Here is a 20,270-nt window from a genome sequence, read left to right as displayed (position 1 = left end):
TAAGACCAAATGTAAGGTGGGGAAACACATGAGTTCATCCGAAATGGATCAAATAAACGAAGCCATGAAGCATACCCATGACAAACGGCTATATGAACGCTATTTGGCTGTCCGCCTTCACCTCGAAGGACAGTCGTTTACTGAAATTGCACATACGTTAGGTCTGGTTCGCCAGACCATTAGCAAGTATTGGGATTTGTACCAAACCTATGGATTGGAAGGCCTTCCTATGAAGCATTCACCAGGAAAGCCACCAAAGCTGAGCGAGGAACAGCACGAACAACTTGCCGAAATGCTGGTGAGCAAGCGGCCCGCCGATGTCGGTTTTGAAGCCAGGTACACCTGGACACTGGCCTTAATCGCCGCCTGGATTCGGCGTGAGTTTGGACAGGAATACAGCGTTCGCGGTGTTCGCAAAGTGTTGGGACGACTGGGATTTAGCTTCACCAAAGCAACGTATACCCTAGCCAAAGCAGATCCACAGGAGCAGGCCGTGTTTCGGGATGTCACATTCCCGCAGTTGAAACGCAAACTGGAGGATGGAGACATCGACCATCTGTTATTTGATGATGAGTCCACAATCCGGGCGTATCAGGCGCTACAATATAACTGGTTTCCGAAAGGAAAACAGCAACAGATTCAAACCCATGGCAAGCATGAAGGAGCCAAGTTGTTTGGTGCGATCCACTACGAGACGGGGCAAGTCCATCACTATGAAGTCGAACAAGCGAATGTGGACGCCTGGATTCGTTTTCTGACGATGCTGCTGGAAGCTTACCCGACCGGGAAAATAGTCCTTATTTTGGATAATAGTCGCATCCATCATGCCCGGGCGCTCCAACCTTTTTTACAGAAACACCGTCGTTTGGAGCTTGTATTCTTGCCGCCCTACAGCCCCGATCTCAACTCATGGAGGGCGTCTGGAAGTGGCTCAAAAGTGATGTCATTAACAACGTATTTTTCAAAAAAATTTTACCAGATTCGTCTCCACGTCACGAAATTTATCAATCGACTGAACAAGCACCCGAAAGAAACCATTGATCGCTTGCTTGTTAGGTTATAATCTTTAGTGCGCTTTATATAGCAAGTCATTTCCAACAATTTGGCAATGAAAAGGTCATCTTGGGCATCTCCGCGAACACGCTGTATCGTTGCAGCCGAACACAACCAAGATGGGAAACAGGCCTTTCTCATGAGAACCTTTTAAACCAGCAGTTTGTTGCGGGGGCCCCAAACGAGGTTCTGTTTATTGTCCTTTTGCAGCTAGCCATAAAATTTGCTGTCTGAACAACCCCTATAGAGAAAACAAAAAAAACCGCAATTATCACGGTTTCTTAAGCATTCTATTCTTGTGCTTGGGCAAAAACAAATTTGGCTACAGTTCTTCGCCATTGGATTCAATGACTTTTTTGTACCAGTAGAAGCTCTTCTTCGGCGTTCTGCTCAGATCACCATTGCCATCGTTGTCTTTGTTAACATGGATGAAGCCGTAGCGTTTTTTCATTTCGCCTGTTGAAGCACTAACCAGGTCGATACAACCCCACATCGTATAAGCAATGAGCTCCACGCCGTCTGCTACCGCTTCCTTCATTTGTTCAATGTGACCTCTCAAATATTGAATGCGATAATCATCCTGAATTGAACCATCTTCCTCCACCACATCTACAGCACCCAGGCCGTTCTCTACCACCATCAGTGGAATCTGGTAACGGTCATACAGGTGATTCAGCGTGTAACGCAAACCTTTTGGATCGATCTGCCATCCCCAGTCGGACGACTCCAGATATGGATTTTTGATGCCGCCCAGCAGATTACCGCCTGTTTTCTCCAGCGAATCATCCGCACTTTCGACCATGGACATGTAATAGCTGAAGGAGTAGAAATCCACGCACCCTTCCCGCAGTGTCTGTTCATCTTCCGGTTGCATCTCGATACGGATTCCCTGCTCGGCAAAGAAGCGTTTGGCAAACCCGGGATACGCCCCTCTGACCTGCACATCACCACAGATCATATTCGAAATTTGGTCCTTTTGCTGTGCAAGCAAAATATCGTCCGGATTGCATGTGTTCGGGTACGTTGTCATGAAAGCGACCATACAGCCGATTTGGAAATCGGGGTTGATCTCATGCCCTAGCTTGACCGCCTTCGCACTTGCCACAAATTGATGGTGCAGCGCCTGGAAGCGGGTCTGCGGATCATCGACCCCATCTGTCAGCGTCTCTTTGCCTTCGAACAGAATACCTGCGGCCATATAAGCCCCCAACGGCATCGTCAGACAGTTGATCTCGTTGAAGGTCAGCCAGTATTTAACCTGATCCTTGTATCTGTTGAAGAGGGTTGTACAATATCGGATGTAACAATCGATAACTTCCCGTGATGCCCAGCCGTTATACTTCTCGGTCAGACCGAATGGCGTTTCATAATGGGAAATGGTCACCAGCGGCTCAATGTTGTACTTTTTCAACTCGGCAAAAACGTTATCGTAGAACTGCAATCCCTCTTCGTTCGGCTCCAGATCGTAACCGTTCGGATAGATTCTTGACCAGTTGATCGACATGCGGAACATTTTAAATCCCATTTGGGCCATCAAGGCAATATCCTCTTTGTAATGTCCATAAAAATCAACCGCTTCATGGCTCGGATAATACGTTCCCTCTTCAAGTACAGGCGTGATCCGCCGCGGTGTCGTGTGGGTTCCGCCTGTCATCATATCGGAAGTGCTCGGGCCTTTGCCGCCCTTGTTCCATCCACCTTCAAATTGATTGGCAGCCGTTGCTCCACCCCAGAAAAATCCATCTTTCATTGTCATAACCAGTTCCTCCTCCAATGTCTCATCAAGACTTCAAAACTAGTGTAACATCCATACCCTGACACCTTCTGTCATGGTATAATCATGGCATGGAAAATAACCGATTATTCAGAATGATGCTGCTGTTATTGGAGAAAAAGAAAGCGACCGCCCCGGAACTGGCCCGTTTGTTCGAAATATCCGTGCGCACGGTGTACCGTGATATCGACAGGCTGAGTGCAGCAGGCATTCCTGTGTACACCACAACCGGAAAACATGGCGGCATTCATCTTATGGACAACTTTGTCATGGACAAGTCTCTCTTGTCCGAAGACGATCAAAATGAAATTTTGCTTGGACTATACAGCGTCAGTGCCATCCCTCATCTCAACAGTGCCCATATGCTGAAACGGTTGACCGCGATGTTTGATCACAAGCTGGAATGGATCGAATTCGATTTCTCCCCCTGGCGCAGCATTTCACTGCAGGAGAGAGAACTGTTCAATCAGGTGAAGCAGGCCATACTCACGAAACAGCTTATGACGTTTCATTATATCGACTCCAATGGTGAACCAAGTTTAGAGACCGTCGAACCTGTCAAATTAATATTCAAAAATAACACCTGGTACTTCAAAGGTAACGGTCAGAGCACGCCGAGCATTACAGAAGCACAGACTTTCAAGATGAAAAGGGTCTCTGAGCTCAAACTGCTGTCAAAGCCCCTCGATCAGAGCATGACAGCGGGATTAAGGGTCTCCGAAAAACACGTTACCAGTCCTCCAGTTTCCATGAAACTGATATTCTCTAGTACCATTGCATACAGAGTGCATGATTTTTTTGAACCCTCCCGGATTGAAAAGCAACCTGATGGCAGGCTGCACGTCTCTCTGGAAGTACATGAGGGGGAACAATTGTATTCGTTCCTGATGTCATTTGGAGCGGAGTTGACCGTGGTTAAACCTCCCCATATTCGGCAGGAACTGCTCAGACGACATATCGATGCGGTAGAACATTTGCAAATGATCACCTTTTGATTTCATATTTAACATTTGGATTAACCTTGTACTTAAATCGTCGCTTCCTAGTGTAATTAGGTTATCATCAAAACAGGCATGATACCAAAGTTCTCGTCCTCCGACATAGGTAGCGATGTTTCTTACAAACTAACTCTCTTAGAGCAGACTAATTCATAAATCATGAAGCCAAAAATAAACTGAAGAGCCTCCGTTGCAGTTTTGGAGCGTTTAACCCCTCCTGCAAGCTCGGCGTTGACTTTGTCGCCAAACCGATCCAAGAGATATGGTATATTACTTAAGTAAGTACTTTAGTCGCTTCTGAAGTAAAAGGAATCAGTTCGTCTATACGTCCTTCACGAATTTTCTTAGCCCATGCAGGATCGACCATTAGCGAACGTCCAACTGCCACCAAGTCAAATTCTTCATTCTCAAGTCGTTGAACCAGTCCATCGATACCGACGTTATTGGCTCCTTTTCCTTCGGTGAAAAGACTTGTGAACTCACCGTCAAGGCCAACAGATCCAACTGTAATTGTTGGTTTGCCAGTCAACTTTTTGGTCCATCCGGCAAAGTTCAGATCAGAGCCCTCGAATTCCGGCTCCCAGAAACGTCGTGTGGAACAGTGGAAAATATCGACGCCCGCATTAACAAGTGGCGCCAAGAATTGCTCCAGCAATTCCGGAGTTTCTGCCAATTTAGCTTGGAAGTCATCAGTCTTCCATTGCGATAAACGCAGAACAATCGGGAATTCCGGTCCAACTACCTCACGGCAAGCCTCAATGACTTCAACTGCAAAGCGTGTGCGTGCAAGCATATCCCCACCATAACGATCTGTACGCGGATTGGTTTTCTCATAAAAGAATTGATCAATCAGATAGCTGTGCGCACCGTGTAACTCAATACCATCGAACCCAAGACGCTTCGCCTCAGAAGCTGCCTGTGCAAATGCCTGGACGATTTCAGTAATTTCAGCTTCCGAATAATCGCCAACATGACCTTTAGCTCCCATATGCCAGATCTGTGGAATGATCCGTCCACCAGCCTCATGTACCTCTGACACTACGTTCGCCCAGCCATTTAGTGCAGCTCCGCCATAAAAGTGCGGCACGTTAACTTGATTGGATGCATCCGGATGATTAATTACCGTTCCTTCTGTCACAATAAGACCCACACCGTTCTCCGCTCTGCGGCGGTAATAGGAAGCGACATTTGCACCTGGTATACCGTCCGGAGAAAATTGACGAGTCATCGGTGCCATCACAATCCGATTAGATAATTTCAAGTTTCCTAATTCTATAGGTTGGAACAGCGGTTCTACTGATTGAGAATAATTCATAATAGCCTCCAAAAATTTAGTTTTTTTATAAAATGCTTAGATCGCTTCACCGGCCATGACCCATGTTAATATCAGCTTGACTTACAGATGAATCGTTCAAAGAACTTTATCGAAAAGCCCCACCTCCTCAAATTTCATCGTTAAACCGTCCTTCACTACAACAATGCATCAGTTCTTGACTACAAAGTCAAGAATGAGACAAAAAAAAGATCAAGGCAACATCATGGCAAAAGACGTACGCAAGACCGCCTCGATCTGTTCACGCGATGAACCGGATTTCTCCATAATTTTTACACCCAGTATGGTGTTATTTAGATAAGCTGCAAGCTCTTTGCTAGAAAAACGGTTCGAAATTAACTGCTGTTCCTGACCGTTACGGATGATCTTCTCTAAAATCTGTTGAACCTCTTCTAACATTAGCTCATTTTCTAGCGTGACCTGCTCGTCATCTGTTCCGAATTCCAGTGAGGAATTCACCATTAGACATCCTTGGCAGCCGGATTCGTCGTCTAAAAGTGAATGGCGCAAAGAATCCAGTTTATCAAGCGGAGATGAGGCTTGTGCTTCGATCTTCTTCAATTTCCCTACGCTCTGTTCGCGATAGAGTGCCAGCGCTTTGAGGAACAATGAGCGTTTGTCATTAAATACACAATACAAACTTTGCTTCTTGACCCCTGTCGTACGAGTAAGATCCTCATAAGAGGTTGACTTGAATCCTTGATTCCAGAACACTTCCATAGACTGCTGCAATGCACGATCGACATCAAATTCTCTTGGTCTGCTCATAGGGTAAAACTATCACTTCCTGACCATGTAGTCAACAATAAAATATCTCTTCATCTATTTGGTGATTATTCTCAATAAACCCACAAAAGTTGAAGCCTGATAAGGTGTGAGTAATTCTTATAAATGAGACTAAAAAAGCATAAAATAGGCTGTTTTTATGCTTACAAATGAGATTAATTATATCGTAACTTGAGACTTTTTGTATTTTATATAATTATGGTTGAGACTTTACGTTTTCTATGACTAGCGGTAGATCAAAATATAAAAAAATCAGCTTCTACTAAACTCTGAGTAGGCCGATAATACTAAATTCGCCGAATTGTATAGACGTAAGGTCAGCTATGAGTGTAGATAATCGATTTGCAGGCCTGTTAACTGTATATTTATTTAGATAGTTTTTAAATAGATAGTTATGAGTAAAAAAAATCGCTTCCTCGCTGTAGTGAATGCCTACTGTCTGTTGTCTAATAGAGCAAAAAAGGTTTGATGTTCTTTGGTATCATTATTTTGTGTTAAATATTTGAACAGCTCATTAATATATTTAACTTTCTCGTCCACCAGACTTTCTCCCCTTCTATTGTTGTTAGTGTTACTTAATTTAACTTTTTGCACGACTTTATATCAAATTACTGGCAATAAAAACAATTTCACCATATAAAACCTTGTTCCATTGTACTACATGCCACTCAATATCTTTGGATTTTACTTATAAATAATTCACATTACACCATTATTTCCATATTCATATCGTATTTATACATAATTCCACCCTGCGTAATTCTGCCATCCGAACCTTTAGCATTTCCCCATACTTCTTCAACTACCATGTACTCATTAGCAAGCTTGACGATTTTGAATCAGATAGAACCTCTTGCTGTACTCTCCACTTTCGTCATAACAGATATTTCTGTTGTGCTTCCTGTTCATCGTAGCCGTTATGTATCATGACGTTCAGGATGGCGCGGGAGATGGAATTGGTGTAACCGTACAAGCAACTACGAAACCTTTCCCATGAGATGTCATACAGGACAACAAACGCCCGATGAGTTAGCCCTAACTTCTGAATACATTCCTTAACAGGATGATTCATGAACGTATTCTCCTTTCGAGATGTTTTCCCTTATAGGTTAGACACTCTACAGGCAGGAATCACACCCAGACATACAGAAGCATTAGGAAGACTCTTGTATTTGTCACATCAGAATTACTCATTAATAACAAGACAGCCTAGTTAATAACGGTAAGCCCCGAATAGATTCGATTAGATTTCCGCATCTCGTCACACTATTTGGATGCTACTCCGATCGGTTCATTATCAGCAAGGGTAAGAATAATCGAATTTTGCTTGGCTTCGCTATCTGCTGCCCGCTTAATTGACGGTGCATGGTGCGCATGGGTTGTGGCGGTACAGCAGATGAAAAAACAGATCAACCATGGTAGTATTTGACCATAATCAACCTGTTCAATGTAACGCTATTACGTTATTTAGGGTATAAAATTAAGGTATTAATGTGCGTACAAACATAATGGGGAAATCTTTTTACGGGTATTACATGGGTTATATGTGTTACTACTCATCCATCTCCCAACGAAAGTATTTGGAGAGATTATTGTATGCTTTATTAATATCATCATCTGTGCATTTATTAATAATACGATTCAAAGTTGCTTCAAGTATCTTTTCATTAAAGTCACTTGTAATAAAATGACCATGTCCGATTATGACATCACCTGGACCTACCATCCGTTCTAACCCTTTAGGACTAATTAATTCGAATGAAAACAAGTCTGATGCTCCATTTATGTCCTTAGGACCGATATCTATATGATAAGTAATATAAAAATCGTCTATATCATCACCCCAGTCCTCATATATCTTTGTTAGAGCCTTTATAATAAGCATTTAATCTACTCTCCTAATCCAAAATATCGATATGAACATTTCTAATTTGCTTTGGTGCTCATGTCTTATTATAGTTATTATAATTACGTTCTGTCCTAATCATGATATTTTCTTGGAAATTTGCTCTTACCATATTTTCTCCTGGCTTAAATTGAATTCTAAAAGCCCTCATTCCATCTGCACTTGAAAAACCAATAATTTCACCTGTCGTTTTATCAATAATATCTTTAGCACCCTCACCTACCCATGCTTTACCAGCATTCATTGCCTCTGTACGAGTAGAACTGCCTAGAAACTCATCAAAGCTCTGTCACTATATCGGAAATGGTTGCCTGTCTGCCGTTGATGTTCCATTAATGAGACTATATCTGTGAAGGGGTCCTGCTTATTATAATAAGCATCCAGCGCCTTTTCAAATTCTTGATCCACGTTTCTTTGATACCATCGTTCTCGTATATCAGAAGGAATATCGCTATAGGCTTGTACGGAAGCTTGATTGACTCCCTTTACATAGTTGATAAAGTCATGTATGGATTGTACTTCTCCATACCCCCTGGCACTCGTCCACACCTTGCCGAGAAAATCCATCATCGCATGCCGTTCGCGCGCCCTCTGTTCCTCCGCATTTACACAGGCTGTACGTATCAAGTAGCTGGTTATCTTAAACCGAAATCTAATATAAATGATATGTGAAATCATAATTTTTAAGGGTATATTTAACAATAAATCATCCTTATGTATGTATCGGACAGATGTTTACAGAAAGAACCATAGCTGTGTTCAATGAAAAAAAGGTAGGTTCGCAATTGAACCCACCCATTCGAAGAAATTATTTTCTTTTACCGAACGACCACAGTCCCACGTAAGGCTTCCAAGCCCATCATTCCTCCCTGAACGGCTTCTTTAGCATTGAACCTGTTGTACTCATGGCCATCCCAAACACAATCAGTAGTACCGTACTCAACAACATCAGCGTATTTTAATTTTTTTCTTTTGTCATTTTAAAGCCGTCCCCTCAAATAGTCCATTTCTCTGACACCTTCTTCTACTCAGACACCATACAACAACTTCACTAATGTATATCAATTCATAAATATTCATTTCTCAATAATTATGACACCACACACACAAATCAAATTCAATCCTATATCTTATACGCCTTCATCGCCTTACGCAGCTCCTTGAACGAAGGACGCTTGCCGTACATTAAGACGCCAGTACGGTAGATTTTGGCGGCTAGCCAGCCGAAGAACAGAATGGATGCAACCAGTATGGCAAGTGACAGCCAGATTTCCAGCAGGCTCGCCCGCTCCAGACCAATCCGCAGCAGCATGACGGTCGGCGAAAAAAACGGAATATACCCGGCGACCTTGACGAACATCGTGTCAGGTGCGGCGATATTGAAGATACCGATATAAAAGGCTGCCAGTGACAACATGGTAATCGGCATGACCGCCTGCCCCAATTCTTCGGTACGGCTGACAATGGAGCCGACAGCAGCGAACAATACCGCGTACAGGAAGTAACCGAGGATGTAGAAAACCAGGCCATATCCAAGCACTGTGGTATTCAACTGCGACAGATCCAGCCCAGCCGAGCTGAGGATAACGCTGTTATGTGGCAGCATAAGATTGGCACACACTACAGCGGCAAAAACAGCAATTTGCAGCAGACCCACCAGAAAGATACCAATGATTTTCCCAAACATCTGGGTCAAAGGCGATACGCTCGTGATGAGAATTTCCATGATGCGTGAGCTTTTTTCCGAAGTCACTTCTGAGGCAATCATATTGCCTGTCATCATCGACGAGGTGAAGAACAAAATCATGAGTACATAGACCAAGCCATAGTTAATCATGGAAGCTTCTTTGTCCTCTGTTCCGGCAGCACGACCTGCCTCAGAGGGACTGTTCACTTCTCGACTGTGCACGGTAACAGGCGTACTAATTTCACGGACTTGCTCACTGGTCAAGGTATTCACACCGATCATAGCCTTGACCTTTGCCTCCTGAAGTCCAGTTTGCAGCAATGTGATTACAGCCGGGGACGGCTCTTTTTCAACCGATACGTACTCTACCTTGGGAAAAGTTTCTCCCGTTGCGGTAGGCCGCGTAAACTCCACATAGCCTTGCAGCCCCCCGTCTTTCAAAGCTTGCTGCATTGCGGGAGCTTGTGCGTTGTCATAACGCACCCAGGTAGCTGCCGGATTGGACTGAGCCTTCGTAAATTGCTCCAGTTGATCCGCGATCTCAGTCCGGCTTCCAGCGATCAGTCCCAGACGATGATGCTCAGCAGCGGATTTACCGGAACCCCCTGCACCACCCATTCCTTCTCCTTTAAATAAAGAAATCAGATACGGCAGATTCATGCCAATGGTAATGAGCAATGCCAGCACCAGCGTTGTAATGACAAAAGATTTGGTTCTCGCCTTCTGGCGAAACGTAAAACTGATAACCGTACCCAGTCTATTCATGAGAATCACCCACCTCTCGTATGAAAATTTCATTCAGCGTAGGCTCTTTAATTTCAAAATGCTCTACAGCCGTTTGCTCCAACGCCGTTTGTAAAATCAACTTGGCCGCATCCGGCTGTTCAATATGCAGCATCCAGCCCCGGTCCATTCGCTCTACACGACGTACGCCGGGCAGTTGTTCCAGTCCGTTCACTTCGCCAGTCGTGATGAGACGAACTTTTTCACGCGGGTAGCGACCTTTAATCTCCTGCACATTTCCCTGCACAACTGTATTCGAACGATGCAAAATCGTAATATGGCGACACAGCTCCTCTACATGCTCCATCCGGTGAGTCGAAAATAAAATTGCAGCCCCGTCGTCCCGTAGCTCCTTCACCGTATCCTTAAGCAGCTCGACGTTCACAGGATCAAGCCCGCTGAATGCCTCATCCAAAATGAGCAACGTCGGGCGATGCACAACGGCTGCAATAAAGCCCATTTTCTGCTGATTACCCTTGGATAACTCTTCAATCCGCTTATTGTAATATTCAGGCACGCCGAAGCGTTCCAGCCAATAGCGCAGACTTTTGTCCGCATCCTTGGACGACATTCCGCGTAGCCTGCCTAAATAGTTAATTTGCTCGCTCACCTTTACCTTGGGATACAACCCTCGTTCCTCAGGCAAATAACCCATCGTCCGTTGAAGCTCCTTGCTATATGGCTTGCCCTCATATTGAATGCTTCCGCCATCAGGGTAAATTAGGCCAAGTACCATGCGCATCGTTGTCGTTTTGCCTGCTCCATTGCCTCCCAGCAGTCCGTAAATCTCTCCGCCGTTCACATTCAGCGAAATGCCGTTAACCGCCGTGTGGTTGCCATATTGCTTCACAACCTGCTCCAATTGCAGCATACTCATGAATCTCCAGCCCCCTTTTTCTCCCCTAAAATCTCTGTACCTCCCGGGATTTGTCCCGCAGACCAATGCCATAAAATATCATCCAGCTCCAGACTCCGTATACGAATCGGGCGAATGCCCGCCTGCTCCAATATCGCGCTAGCTTCTCCGGCTGCCAACGTTACAATTCGCTGCAATCCGCCTTCGCTCTCTGTCTCTATAACTCCCGGCAGCTCCGATGCTTCCTCCGGCGTCCCCTCAAACCACATTTCCTTGCTATTTTCGAGCAGGTGGTCCTTTTCCAGCTTACCGAGCAGCCTTCCTTCATGCATCAGGACAATATAATCCGCCAGGCGCTTGATCTCTTCCATGATATGAGTGGCAATAATAACCGTCGTTTTGCCGTTTTCCATACAATCCCGCAGTTCCTCCAGCATAATCTTCCATGCAAAAGGGTCCAATCCAGACGAAGGTTCATCAAGCAGCAGCAAACGGGGATGAGGTGCCAAGGCAGCAGCCAGTTCAAACTTGCGGCGCTCACCCTTGGACATACGCGATAATCTCGTGTGCTGCGGGACCTGAAAGCGTTCCAGCAACCGCTTGAAACGCGTTTCGTCCCAGCCCGGATACCATAATGCCCGAAAAGCCGCTGCTGCTTCTGCTGTAAGTCGGTCTTCCTCACGGGTCGGCTGCTCCGGCACATATCCAACCCACTGCCGCGTATCTACGGACATACCATTTGGATACGCCTGACCGAACCAGTGAATTACACCGGAATCCGGGTGGATAAGCTGGGTTAGCAGATGCAGCAATGTGCTTTTCCCTGATCCGTTATGTCCGGCCAAAGCAATCACATATCCCGGTTCAATCGTCAAATTAATCGGTCCGATCTCCCGGTTTCCCCGCTTTTTATAGACTTGGCTCATCTCAATGATTGGTGTTTCCACGGGCTTCACTCCTTCGCTTGGACTTCATACTTTCTCTTCACCATGTCTGCGAAAAGCTCCAACAATTCCTGTTCCGTCATCTGTACCGCCACGCCTGTAGCAATCGCCGTCTCCAGTGCCTCGGTCACCGCTTTAAGGCGGTAGCCTGAGCGCATATCTTCCTCGACCATAGCTACGAAGGTTCCCGTTCCCTGCCGGGTACGAAGCAAACCTTCGTTTTCCAAATCCTGATAAACCCGCCGGACGGTAATCACGCTACAACGGAGTGTCCCCGCAAACTCCCGGATGGAGGGAAGCAGCGTTCCTGCTGCAATCTGCCCGGTCACGATGAGTGAACGAAGCTGCTTTTCAATCTGCGCATACAGCGGTTCCGCGCTATTCTCATCAATTTGCACCGGTATGTTCACCTGCTTCTCCCCCCTTATTGATCTTTATATACACGCCCCCTAAGCCAGATCGCGCTTCACGAGCCTGCGCAGTGTCATCCGATAGGACACGAACATGCCGATAGCTCCTGCTGCCAGCGCTCCCCACATCAGCGGAGATAATAGCTGCCACTCCTTGCTGAAATATGCCGTCGTCGATACCAGGTTCACCCCGTATATTCGAACTGCAATCGCGATTATTCCGCAAACCAGCATGATCACAAGCGATAGCCAGAAATAGCCCTTTCCATTTTTAAGAAACTCCAAATAAATATAAATGGCTTGAATCAGCATCCCGTAACCGATCCAGGTGAGCGCAAACGATACAAAAAAGCCTGTGCCAGCATATACCCGAAGTGTACCTGAAATTGTAAACAAAAGGATAAAAAATACCACGCTATTCACGATAAACGCCAAAACCGCCTGTTGAATTCGGCTCATAATCACCGCACTCACTGGTATAGGCAATATGCGGAGAAAAGCCAGCATGCGCGTATAGGAATCTTCCTGCAAATATTTGAATGTACGTCGGTTATAAATGAATCCGAGAAACGGAATCAGCACCAGCATGACAAAATCGGCTGCCGGATTCAAGGCTCCACTCTCACCCAACTGCATACTTACAACAAAGCTCATGGTAAACCCTAGGTACATAATAAACAGTAACGTCCACAGCATTACATAAGGATTATTGCGAAAATCCTGACGAGTGATCATCCATGCCTGCTTCATGATTGTCATTTTCTTATCCTGATCCCTTCTGCACTGTCCGTAACGACGCCCTCTGCCTCACATGACTTCTGAGCTACCGTCACAGTATTAAGTGTTATTACTGTATATATCTTTATACACAGTATATAAACTAAGAATCACACCTGTCAACACTAAGACCGTACATTTCTCCAAATAAGTTGGCCCAAAGGCGCCCTTTATCGCTCGTACAGTCCACTCCGCCAAATTGTGCGTACAATCACAAAAGCCCGCCAATACCTATGCTACCCTATAACTGATAAACATTCTCATTCAAGGCGATAAACGCATTCAAACATAAAGGAGCGAACCATCATGAGCGAGCTGATTAACAACCGCGAACACACAGCAAAGGAACTCACAGAACGCCAGCAAATATTAAAGGAAATTATGAAGGAACTACATGACGGGAAAAGCGTGGATGAAGTCAAAGCGCGCTTTGCAGTGGCAGTTGGCGGGGTAAGTGTGGCAGAAATTTCGGCCATGGAGCATGCCCTGATGACCGAGGAAGGAATCCCCGTGTCGGAGGTGCAGCGTCTCTGTTCCGTCCACACGTCGATATTCAAGGGCTCGATTGAGGATATCCACCGTCCTTCCGGACCGGAGGAACAGCCGGGACATCCCGTTCATACCTTCAAGCTGGAAAATCGGGAGATTGAACGACTGGTCAACTTCCAGCTCGCACTGCACGCAGATCAATTCCAAAAGGATGATAGCCCCAAAATCATTTACAAGCTGCTGGAGGATTTAAGTCTGCTGCTGGATCTTGATAAGCACTATAGCCGTAAAGAAAATTTGGTCTTTCCTTATTTGGAGCGCTATGGAATCTTCGGCCCAACCAAGGTAATGTGGGGAGTGGACGACAGTATTCGTAACGCCATCAAGGAAGCGAAGAATCTGCTCACCCAATATAATGGGAACAAAGAACTTATTGGGCAGACGCTCACCCATATCATGACCGAAGTGAACGAAATGATATTCAAGGAAGAGAATATTCTGCTGCCGATGGCGCTGGGTAAGCTAACAGAGGATGAGTGGCTGAAAATAGCCCGTGAAAGTGCAGAAATCGGGTTCTGCCTGACCGCTCCCGAGCGGGAATGGATACCTGAGCGGGCAGAGGAGCCTGTGGAAATGGATGAGCAACAGGAAGGAACATCAGGAACTCCCCAAGGCTTTGTGCGATTCGAGACGGGGATTGTGTCTGTGCAACAATTGGAGCTGCTGTTGAATCATCTGCCCGTCGATCTGACATTTATAGACGAGCACGATGTCGTTCGTTATTTCTCCCATGGTAAAGAACGGGTCTTCGCCCGTACGAAGGCTGTCATTGGACGTACCGTGCAGAATTGCCACCCGCCGCAAAGCGTGCATGTCGTCGAGAAGCTGCTGGAGGATTTTAAGGCTGGCCGCAAGGATGCTGAAGATTTTTGGATTCCGATCAAGGATAAATTTGTCTATATCCGCTATTTTGCCATCCGTGATGCAGAAGACCGCTATCTGGGAACGCTGGAATTCACGCAAAACATCGCACCTATTCGTGCCTTGGAAGGGCAGAAACGGATTTTATCCGAGTAATCATCATCTGCTTCAAAAAGACTGCTCGCCGTATTCCTGTCGCCTCCAGTTAACATCAAAGGAGTCTTCCTCCACATTACATGTAGAGAAAGACTTCTTTCCATTTGCACAGTCCGCTATTTATTTTCCCACCCGTAAGCCACCATGTTCAGGTTTTTGTCACCCATTTTTATAAGATGCTGCTCTACTACAAGCTTGGCTCCCAGTTGTTCATAAAAATACCGAGCCGGATTATCTGCTAACACCCAGACGATGGCAGAGTGAATGTTCATACTGCTTAAATGTTGAAGAAGACGCATGAATAATTGCTTTCCCAATCCTAAACTATGGTATTCTTTTAACACATAAATAGCAGTTACCTCTCCCTCATATGGGGGATATTCACCTGACTTTTCCGGCCCTCCACTCACAAATCCGATGATTTCCCCCTTCTCATTTTCAAACACATATACCTGATGATCGTCTTCACTGGATATATTTGATTTCCACAGCTCTGTTCTTTGCTCATAGGAAAGTTGTTCCAGAACCTCGGCGGGTATGATATTTTTGTAGGTGGTTCTCCAGCAATCCACATGTACCTTGGCGATACCTGCCGTATCTGATATCGTCGCTTCTCTGATCATCATTTTGGCTCCACTTCCATTTCCAATATTATGCTCTCTATTATACCGACGAGCCCATTCTTGATCTATAATAAGAATTACCATTGTTTACGGAAGTTCGATGCAACGGCAATCCCTTTACTCATCATTCATTACTGGAGGATTTGACTTGAATAAAATCATTTCATTCTACGTTCCGCTTGGCATCTCATCATTGATTGCCGCGCTGACCCATGTCATCGTCAATGCTGTGCTCGCGCGCTCGGAGCATCCTTCGTTCACATTGAGCAGCTATGCGGTGGCAGTTAGCCTGTGCCTGCTGCTGGAAACCCCGTTAACCGCCGTACGACAGATGACCACGAAATTCGGATATGACCGCCAATCCGTTCGCTCCATCGGTATTTTATGTGCGTGTGTAGCGGCGGCTGTACTGGTCATCGGCTGGAGTATTGGTCTTACACCTGCGGGTAATCTGATCTTTCAATATGTATTTGGCGTATCTCCGGCCTTGATCGAACCCACCAAGAGTGTGTTTCAGGTGCTTACTCTACTATACATATTAGTAGCCGTCCGCAACATCTATCAGGGTCTTATTATTAACAAGCACCGTACGGCCTGGATGACGTTCAGCTCGTCCATTCGTATTGTCGCGATGCTAATCGCATCCTGGTTTCTAATTCGGGCAGGCTGGACAAATGACGGGCGAATTGGTGCTGCCATCTTTATTGCAGGTATCTTTATTGAACTGGTCGTTACCTTTTTGGAAGGCCGCATTTTAAAAAGAAAGCTGCCGCCCAACAACGGCGAGCAAACCATCCACCGTGCAAGCCATCTGCTTCCTTTTTATCTCCCCTTGCTGTATTCGGCGCTGGTGCTGGTTGTTCTAAATCCGTCCATACAGGCTGCGCTGAACAATACAACCGATCCATTATTGGCCGTAGCCTCCTTCTCCGTGGCTCTGCAAATCCTGAATCTGTTCGTTTGGTTTTGCAGTTCCCTGCATCAGATCGTCATTCAATTCTATACGAGCAAGCGTCGGGAGGTTCTGATATTTTTGAGCGTTCTGTCCACCCTGTCGCCGTTATTATTGCTGCTGTTGTCCTTTGAATTTGCAGGTGACCCTATTTTACGGGATGTGTTGGGACTGGAAGGGGAACTGCTGGTGGAGACGAGAGGATTGCTTCGCATACTTTCAATCTATGTAGCATTTTATCCATGGGTAGAATATTTCATAGGACGGTCGATATTGATCGGCAATACCAAACCTGTTTTCATCGGCAGATTGTTCTCCGTTTCCTTTGCGATTCTCGCGCTCATTCTATGCATCTCCTTTTTCCCGGGGCTGGACGGACAGGTGGCAGGAATCGTTATGGCCGTTTCCTCACCCGTCGAGTTAGGTATCTATCTGTGGCTTTACCGGAAAATCTCTCTGAACACGATGAACGTGTCATCCTGAAATAAAAAACCTGCCAAGAGAGCCCATGCACTTGCCAGGTCAAATGGGGCTCCCTATGGCTGTACCGATCTTTATGCGGTCAAAATGTACGGGCCGTTCTTCGTGATCGCAATCGTGTGCTCATATTGTGCGCCCCAACTGCCGTCCGCCGAGGTGATGGTCCAGCCATCATCCTCCCACAATACAGCCCCCTCCGTTCCGAGGGTAAATACCGGCTCGATGGTAATCACCATCCCTTCGCGCAGCGGTACCCCCGTTCCGGCACGACCATAGTGCAAAACATCTGGCGGCTCGTGCATCTGACGACCAATACCGTGCCCGATCAAGGGCTTAACGATGCCGTACCGCCGCCATCCCGTGGCTTTTTCCACTGCGTGCCCAATGTCCCCCAGCGTCCTGCCTGGACGAGCGACTTCAATTCCGCGCACCAGTGCCTTATGCGTTTGCCGTAGCAGCCTCGCTACCGGGCGACTGACGTTACCTACTGCATAGGTCCAGCCCCGGTCAGCCAGCCAGCCGTCCTTATTGACGACGATGTCGATGGTCACAATATCCCCGTCATGAAGCACCCGCTCCGAGGGAAATCCGTGGCATACCACCTCGTTGACCGAAGCACAGGTGGCATAAGGAAAGCCCTTATAGCCTTTTTGCTCAGGCGTGGCTCCGCGCTTGCTCAAAAATTGCTCTACCCACGCATCAATTTCCAGCGTGGTCATTCCCGGAAGGATACGACTCTCCAACGCACGATGGCAATCGGCCAAAATACGTCCGGCCTCCCTCATATAGCCGATTTCCTCTGGTGTCCGTATGGCTATCTCCTCCATTGGAATCCGCCTCCTTTAGGCATACAAATTCACTAAACCTATCCCATTGTATGCAGGGCGGACACAAAAAAACCGTCTCCTCTGTGGATAGACGGTTTATAAAAGTCGGATTTCTATGTTTTGCGGGTCATCGAACCCTTTAAGATACTGAAGAATTTATGCGACCGAGTTCGTTTTCCACCACCATGGTCAACTCTTCCTCATACCCTCCTGTAATCCGGTATTTTCGCACATATTCCTTTACAAATTTTTTGGGATCCTTAGGCCGGAAAATTCGAGTCATTTCCCGCAGACTTTCCTTAACTTCATTGTGACCTTTCGTTGCCATGTTACTCCCTCCCAAAACGTTGAAAATAAGTGCTCCGTTGAAGAGAATGCCGAAAAGTATTGATGTCCTTATGCAGTGAAGTAGTATGTCTTAATGCAGCTCAGGTCGGGAATGCCTTATGCAAGGCATGTACCTGACACTATTATTAATCGAATTTCTATTGGCTGAATCACTTCCCCATTATAACATATTCAGGTACAGCTTTCAGCTTTCCAGAAATTTTACATCTAATTTACCCAAATTTTACGCTACACGTCATATTCGGGTTGCCATCTGTGGCTGTTACAGGAGGGTATACCCTATTTATCGGCTTTTGCGGCGTATGTGTTTGGGGTAAAATAAATAAACATACAAGGAGAATGGATGCGAACGTTCCTGAAAATGAGCTACATGTGCTTATTGAATAATAGGGGGCTAGACATGATGGAAGCCGCAGCACCAAAAATTTTAATATTGTATGCCAGCTACGGAGAAGGCCATGTGCAAGCCGCCCGAGCTATTATGGACAGTTTGCGGAGGCTCGGACGCTGCGAGGTTCTGTTACTCGACCTGATGGCTGAATCCCACCCCTGGTTGAACGATTTAACGAAATTTGTCTATATGCAAAGCTTCAAAACCATTCCCGGGCTTTACGGTTGGGTCTATAACATAACCCGTGAAATGCAGGCAAAATCAGCCTTTGGCAGTGTGCTGCATTCCTTTGGGATGCGCCAGCTTGCGCTCACTCTGGAGAAGGAGAAGCCTGACCTTGTCATACATACGTTCCCTCAGCTCGCTCTCCCGGCGTTACGCCGCAAATTGGGGATGAGGCTGCCCATTGTGAACGTGGTTACGGATTTTGATCTGCACGGACGTTGGCTGCATCCCGATATCGACCGCTACTATGTGGCAACCGAGGATATACAGCAGGAAGCCGCACAGCGAGGAATCTCTCTCGAACGGATTGTCGCCACAGGGATTCCGATTCATGCTTCGTTTTATAAAAGATTTGCCGAAGATACTAATCCAGAAGATGCTGATGTGGTTGAGGATTACTCAATCCCTCCGTCAGATCCGGGAACTACAACACTGCTTATCATGGCAGGTGCCTATGGCGTGATGTCCGGTATATTGGACATCTGTCGGCAATTGAGCCGTCTCCCGCAGCTGCGACTGCTGATCGTTTGCGGACGTAATCCGCAGCTAAAAGCTGAGTTGGATGCGCTGTATGCAGATCATCCCGGTATCCGCATCTTTGGATTCATCGACTATGTTCCCGCACTCATGCGTGCAAGCGATATGGTCATTACCAAGCCCGGCGGCATCACACTCTCGGAAAGCATCGCCTCTGGATTACCCATCCTTGTGTTCAAGCCTGTACCCGGTCAGGAGCTGAATAACGCCCTGTATCTGGAGCAAAAAGGAGCTGCTCGCATTGCCCGTAATACGCAAGAGCTAATTCAACTTTGCGTCGACCTGATCTCCAATCCCTCTCTCGCTCTAGGAATGAAACAGTCGATTGAGCAACTGCGCAAACCTCATCCCGCAGACCGGATTGCCGAGGATATTTTGCACCAGCTTGTGGATAAAACCCCTTCCATACGGACAAATTAACGAAGAATAAGCCAGACGGAGGGGATACCATGGAACGCAAAGGAAAGGATTTGCTCCCGCTTACGGGTGAGAAGGTAGAAGTAGACGGTATTTATGTCGATGAGGACGGACATGAGCAGCATTTACATCGGGGACAGCATTTTCCCTCTGATGTTGTTTTAGGCGATTCCGAGTGGAAAATGACCGAATACGCCTTTGACAATCATCATGACGGACGTACCGATGAACGACTTGTCCCTAAAGAGGATGACGAGGATAAAAAGGGTAAAATTACACATCCACGCCGTCGTTTACAACGCGGAGATCGTTAACATGGGTAAGAAAGTATCTGAATGAAATATCCACAGATAAGTATATCTTGTTGATATATTGTGCACAAACTGTGCATAAAGCGTGGGTATGTCCTATGTTGTCTACAACTTGTGCACAAATTGTGTATAACAACTGTTTGTTTTGTGGATAAATATTATGAATCAGTGGATAAATTGCGTACAACATGTGCAAAAATTGTGGATAACGTTGAAAATGGCTGAGCGAAACCTATTCGTTCGGCCTTTTTCGTGTTTTTATACACATGCTCGGCTTGAACTTTTT

Annotated in this window: 20 protein-coding genes and 1 pseudogene; 6 read left to right on the top strand and 15 right to left on the bottom strand. The window is 46.2% G+C overall.

What is annotated here, in order from left to right; translation table 11 throughout:
* The first annotated feature begins 28 nt into the window (after window positions 1-28).
* Window positions 29-1,063 (top strand): annotated as a pseudogene (locus ABIA61_RS20025) (IS630 family transposase).
* A 312-nt stretch (window positions 1,064-1,375) separates the two neighbouring features.
* Here the strand turns inward: ABIA61_RS20025 and ABIA61_RS20020 are convergent.
* On the bottom strand, window positions 1,376-2,809 hold the full coding sequence (locus tag ABIA61_RS20020) for a glycoside hydrolase family 1 protein (RefSeq protein ID WP_283654522.1): 1,434 nt from the start codon (window positions 2,807-2,809) through the stop codon (window positions 1,376-1,378).
* Between the two features lie 89 nt (window positions 2,810-2,898).
* Here ABIA61_RS20020 and ABIA61_RS20015 point away from each other — a divergent pair, with 89 nt between their 5' ends.
* Window positions 2,899-3,822, top strand: a complete 924-nt coding sequence (locus tag ABIA61_RS20015; protein ID WP_283654521.1) for a helix-turn-helix transcriptional regulator — start codon at window positions 2,899-2,901, stop codon at window positions 3,820-3,822.
* A 277-nt stretch (window positions 3,823-4,099) separates the two neighbouring features.
* On the opposite strand, the gene ABIA61_RS20010 is transcribed toward ABIA61_RS20015, so the two are convergent.
* From ABIA61_RS20010 to ABIA61_RS19960, 11 genes are all read right to left on the bottom strand, one after another.
* On the bottom strand, window positions 4,100-5,140 hold the full coding sequence (locus ABIA61_RS20010) for an NADH:flavin oxidoreductase (protein ID WP_283654520.1): 1,041 nt from the start codon (window positions 5,138-5,140) through the stop codon (window positions 4,100-4,102).
* Between the two features lie 210 nt (window positions 5,141-5,350).
* The gene (locus tag ABIA61_RS20005) at window positions 5,351-5,926 is read right to left on the bottom strand and encodes a TetR/AcrR family transcriptional regulator (RefSeq protein ID WP_283654519.1); all 576 of its coding nucleotides are present in this window, start codon (window positions 5,924-5,926) and stop codon (window positions 5,351-5,353) included.
* Between the two features lie 892 nt (window positions 5,927-6,818).
* Window positions 6,819-7,016, bottom strand: coding sequence for a preprotein translocase subunit TatA (locus tag ABIA61_RS20000; RefSeq protein ID WP_404519757.1), 198 nt, complete (start codon window positions 7,014-7,016; stop codon window positions 6,819-6,821).
* Between the two features lie 480 nt (window positions 7,017-7,496).
* Window positions 7,497-7,829: an Imm8 family immunity protein gene (locus ABIA61_RS19995; RefSeq protein ID WP_283654517.1), complete on the bottom strand. Its 333-nt coding sequence runs from the start codon at window positions 7,827-7,829 to the stop codon at window positions 7,497-7,499.
* A 58-nt stretch (window positions 7,830-7,887) separates the two neighbouring features.
* On the bottom strand, window positions 7,888-8,094 hold the full coding sequence (locus ABIA61_RS19990; RefSeq protein WP_283654516.1) for a hypothetical protein: 207 nt from the start codon (window positions 8,092-8,094) through the stop codon (window positions 7,888-7,890).
* 23 nt (window positions 8,095-8,117) lie between these two features.
* Entirely contained in the window at window positions 8,118-8,477 is a 360-nt protein-coding gene (locus ABIA61_RS19985) for a hypothetical protein (protein WP_283654515.1), read from the bottom strand.
* A 496-nt stretch (window positions 8,478-8,973) separates the two neighbouring features.
* The gene (locus ABIA61_RS19980; RefSeq protein ID WP_404519758.1) at window positions 8,974-10,302 is read right to left on the bottom strand and encodes an ABC transporter permease; all 1,329 of its coding nucleotides are present in this window, start codon (window positions 10,300-10,302) and stop codon (window positions 8,974-8,976) included.
* Window positions 10,295-11,197, bottom strand: a complete 903-nt coding sequence (locus tag ABIA61_RS19975) for an ABC transporter ATP-binding protein (protein ID WP_404581162.1) — start codon at window positions 11,195-11,197, stop codon at window positions 10,295-10,297. The genes ABIA61_RS19980 and ABIA61_RS19975 overlap by 8 nt, the downstream gene beginning before the upstream one ends.
* Entirely contained in the window at window positions 11,194-12,102 is a 909-nt protein-coding gene (locus ABIA61_RS19970; RefSeq protein WP_283656182.1) for an ATP-binding cassette domain-containing protein, read from the bottom strand. The genes ABIA61_RS19975 and ABIA61_RS19970 overlap by 4 nt, the downstream gene beginning before the upstream one ends.
* A gap of 26 nt (window positions 12,103-12,128) precedes the next feature.
* A complete protein-coding gene (locus tag ABIA61_RS19965) occupies window positions 12,129-12,530 on the bottom strand; it encodes a GntR family transcriptional regulator (protein WP_404581161.1) in 402 nt (133 codons plus the stop codon).
* Window positions 12,531-12,569: 39 nt separating this feature from the next.
* A complete protein-coding gene (locus tag ABIA61_RS19960) occupies window positions 12,570-13,289 on the bottom strand; it encodes a hypothetical protein (protein ID WP_283654511.1) in 720 nt (239 codons plus the stop codon).
* A gap of 324 nt (window positions 13,290-13,613) precedes the next feature.
* Between ABIA61_RS19960 and ABIA61_RS19955 the strand changes: the two genes are divergently transcribed.
* Window positions 13,614-14,873 (top strand): DUF438 domain-containing protein, encoded by a 1,260-nt coding sequence (locus ABIA61_RS19955; protein ID WP_044649382.1) that lies wholly within the window; start codon window positions 13,614-13,616, stop codon window positions 14,871-14,873.
* Window positions 14,874-14,989: 116 nt separating this feature from the next.
* Here ABIA61_RS19955 and ABIA61_RS19950 read toward each other — a convergent pair whose 3' ends face one another.
* Entirely contained in the window at window positions 14,990-15,499 is a 510-nt protein-coding gene (locus ABIA61_RS19950) for a GNAT family N-acetyltransferase (RefSeq protein WP_283654509.1), read from the bottom strand.
* A 145-nt stretch (window positions 15,500-15,644) separates the two neighbouring features.
* Between ABIA61_RS19950 and ABIA61_RS19945 the strand changes: the two genes are divergently transcribed.
* The gene (locus ABIA61_RS19945) at window positions 15,645-16,931 is read left to right on the top strand and encodes a hypothetical protein (RefSeq protein WP_283654508.1); all 1,287 of its coding nucleotides are present in this window, start codon (window positions 15,645-15,647) and stop codon (window positions 16,929-16,931) included.
* Window positions 16,932-17,002: 71 nt separating this feature from the next.
* Here ABIA61_RS19945 and map read toward each other — a convergent pair whose 3' ends face one another.
* Window positions 17,003-17,755 carry a type I methionyl aminopeptidase gene (gene map / locus ABIA61_RS19940; RefSeq protein WP_283654507.1) on the bottom strand — a complete coding sequence of 251 codons (753 nt, stop codon included), beginning with the start codon at window positions 17,753-17,755 and terminating at the stop codon, window positions 17,003-17,005.
* A 139-nt stretch (window positions 17,756-17,894) separates the two neighbouring features.
* Window positions 17,895-18,083, bottom strand: a complete 189-nt coding sequence (locus ABIA61_RS19935; RefSeq protein ID WP_007428354.1) for a hypothetical protein — start codon at window positions 18,081-18,083, stop codon at window positions 17,895-17,897.
* Between the two features lie 423 nt (window positions 18,084-18,506).
* On the opposite strand from ABIA61_RS19935, the gene ABIA61_RS19930 reads away from it, so the two are divergent.
* Both ABIA61_RS19930 and ABIA61_RS19925 read left to right on the top strand, forming a co-directional pair.
* The gene (locus ABIA61_RS19930) at window positions 18,507-19,676 is read left to right on the top strand and encodes an MGDG synthase family glycosyltransferase (protein ID WP_283656181.1); all 1,170 of its coding nucleotides are present in this window, start codon (window positions 18,507-18,509) and stop codon (window positions 19,674-19,676) included.
* A gap of 29 nt (window positions 19,677-19,705) precedes the next feature.
* Complete coding sequence (locus ABIA61_RS19925; RefSeq protein ID WP_044649310.1) at window positions 19,706-19,987, top strand: hypothetical protein; 282 nt, start codon at window positions 19,706-19,708, stop codon at window positions 19,985-19,987.
* Window positions 19,988-20,270: the final 283 nt, after the last annotated feature.

Source organism: Paenibacillus sp. RC21 (assembly GCF_044907935.1).
Classification (GTDB): Bacteria; Bacillota; Bacilli; order Paenibacillales; family Paenibacillaceae; genus Paenibacillus; species Paenibacillus terrae_A.
Note: the sequence above shows the minus strand (reverse complement) of the source record. Positions and strands in the feature narration are given on the sequence as shown.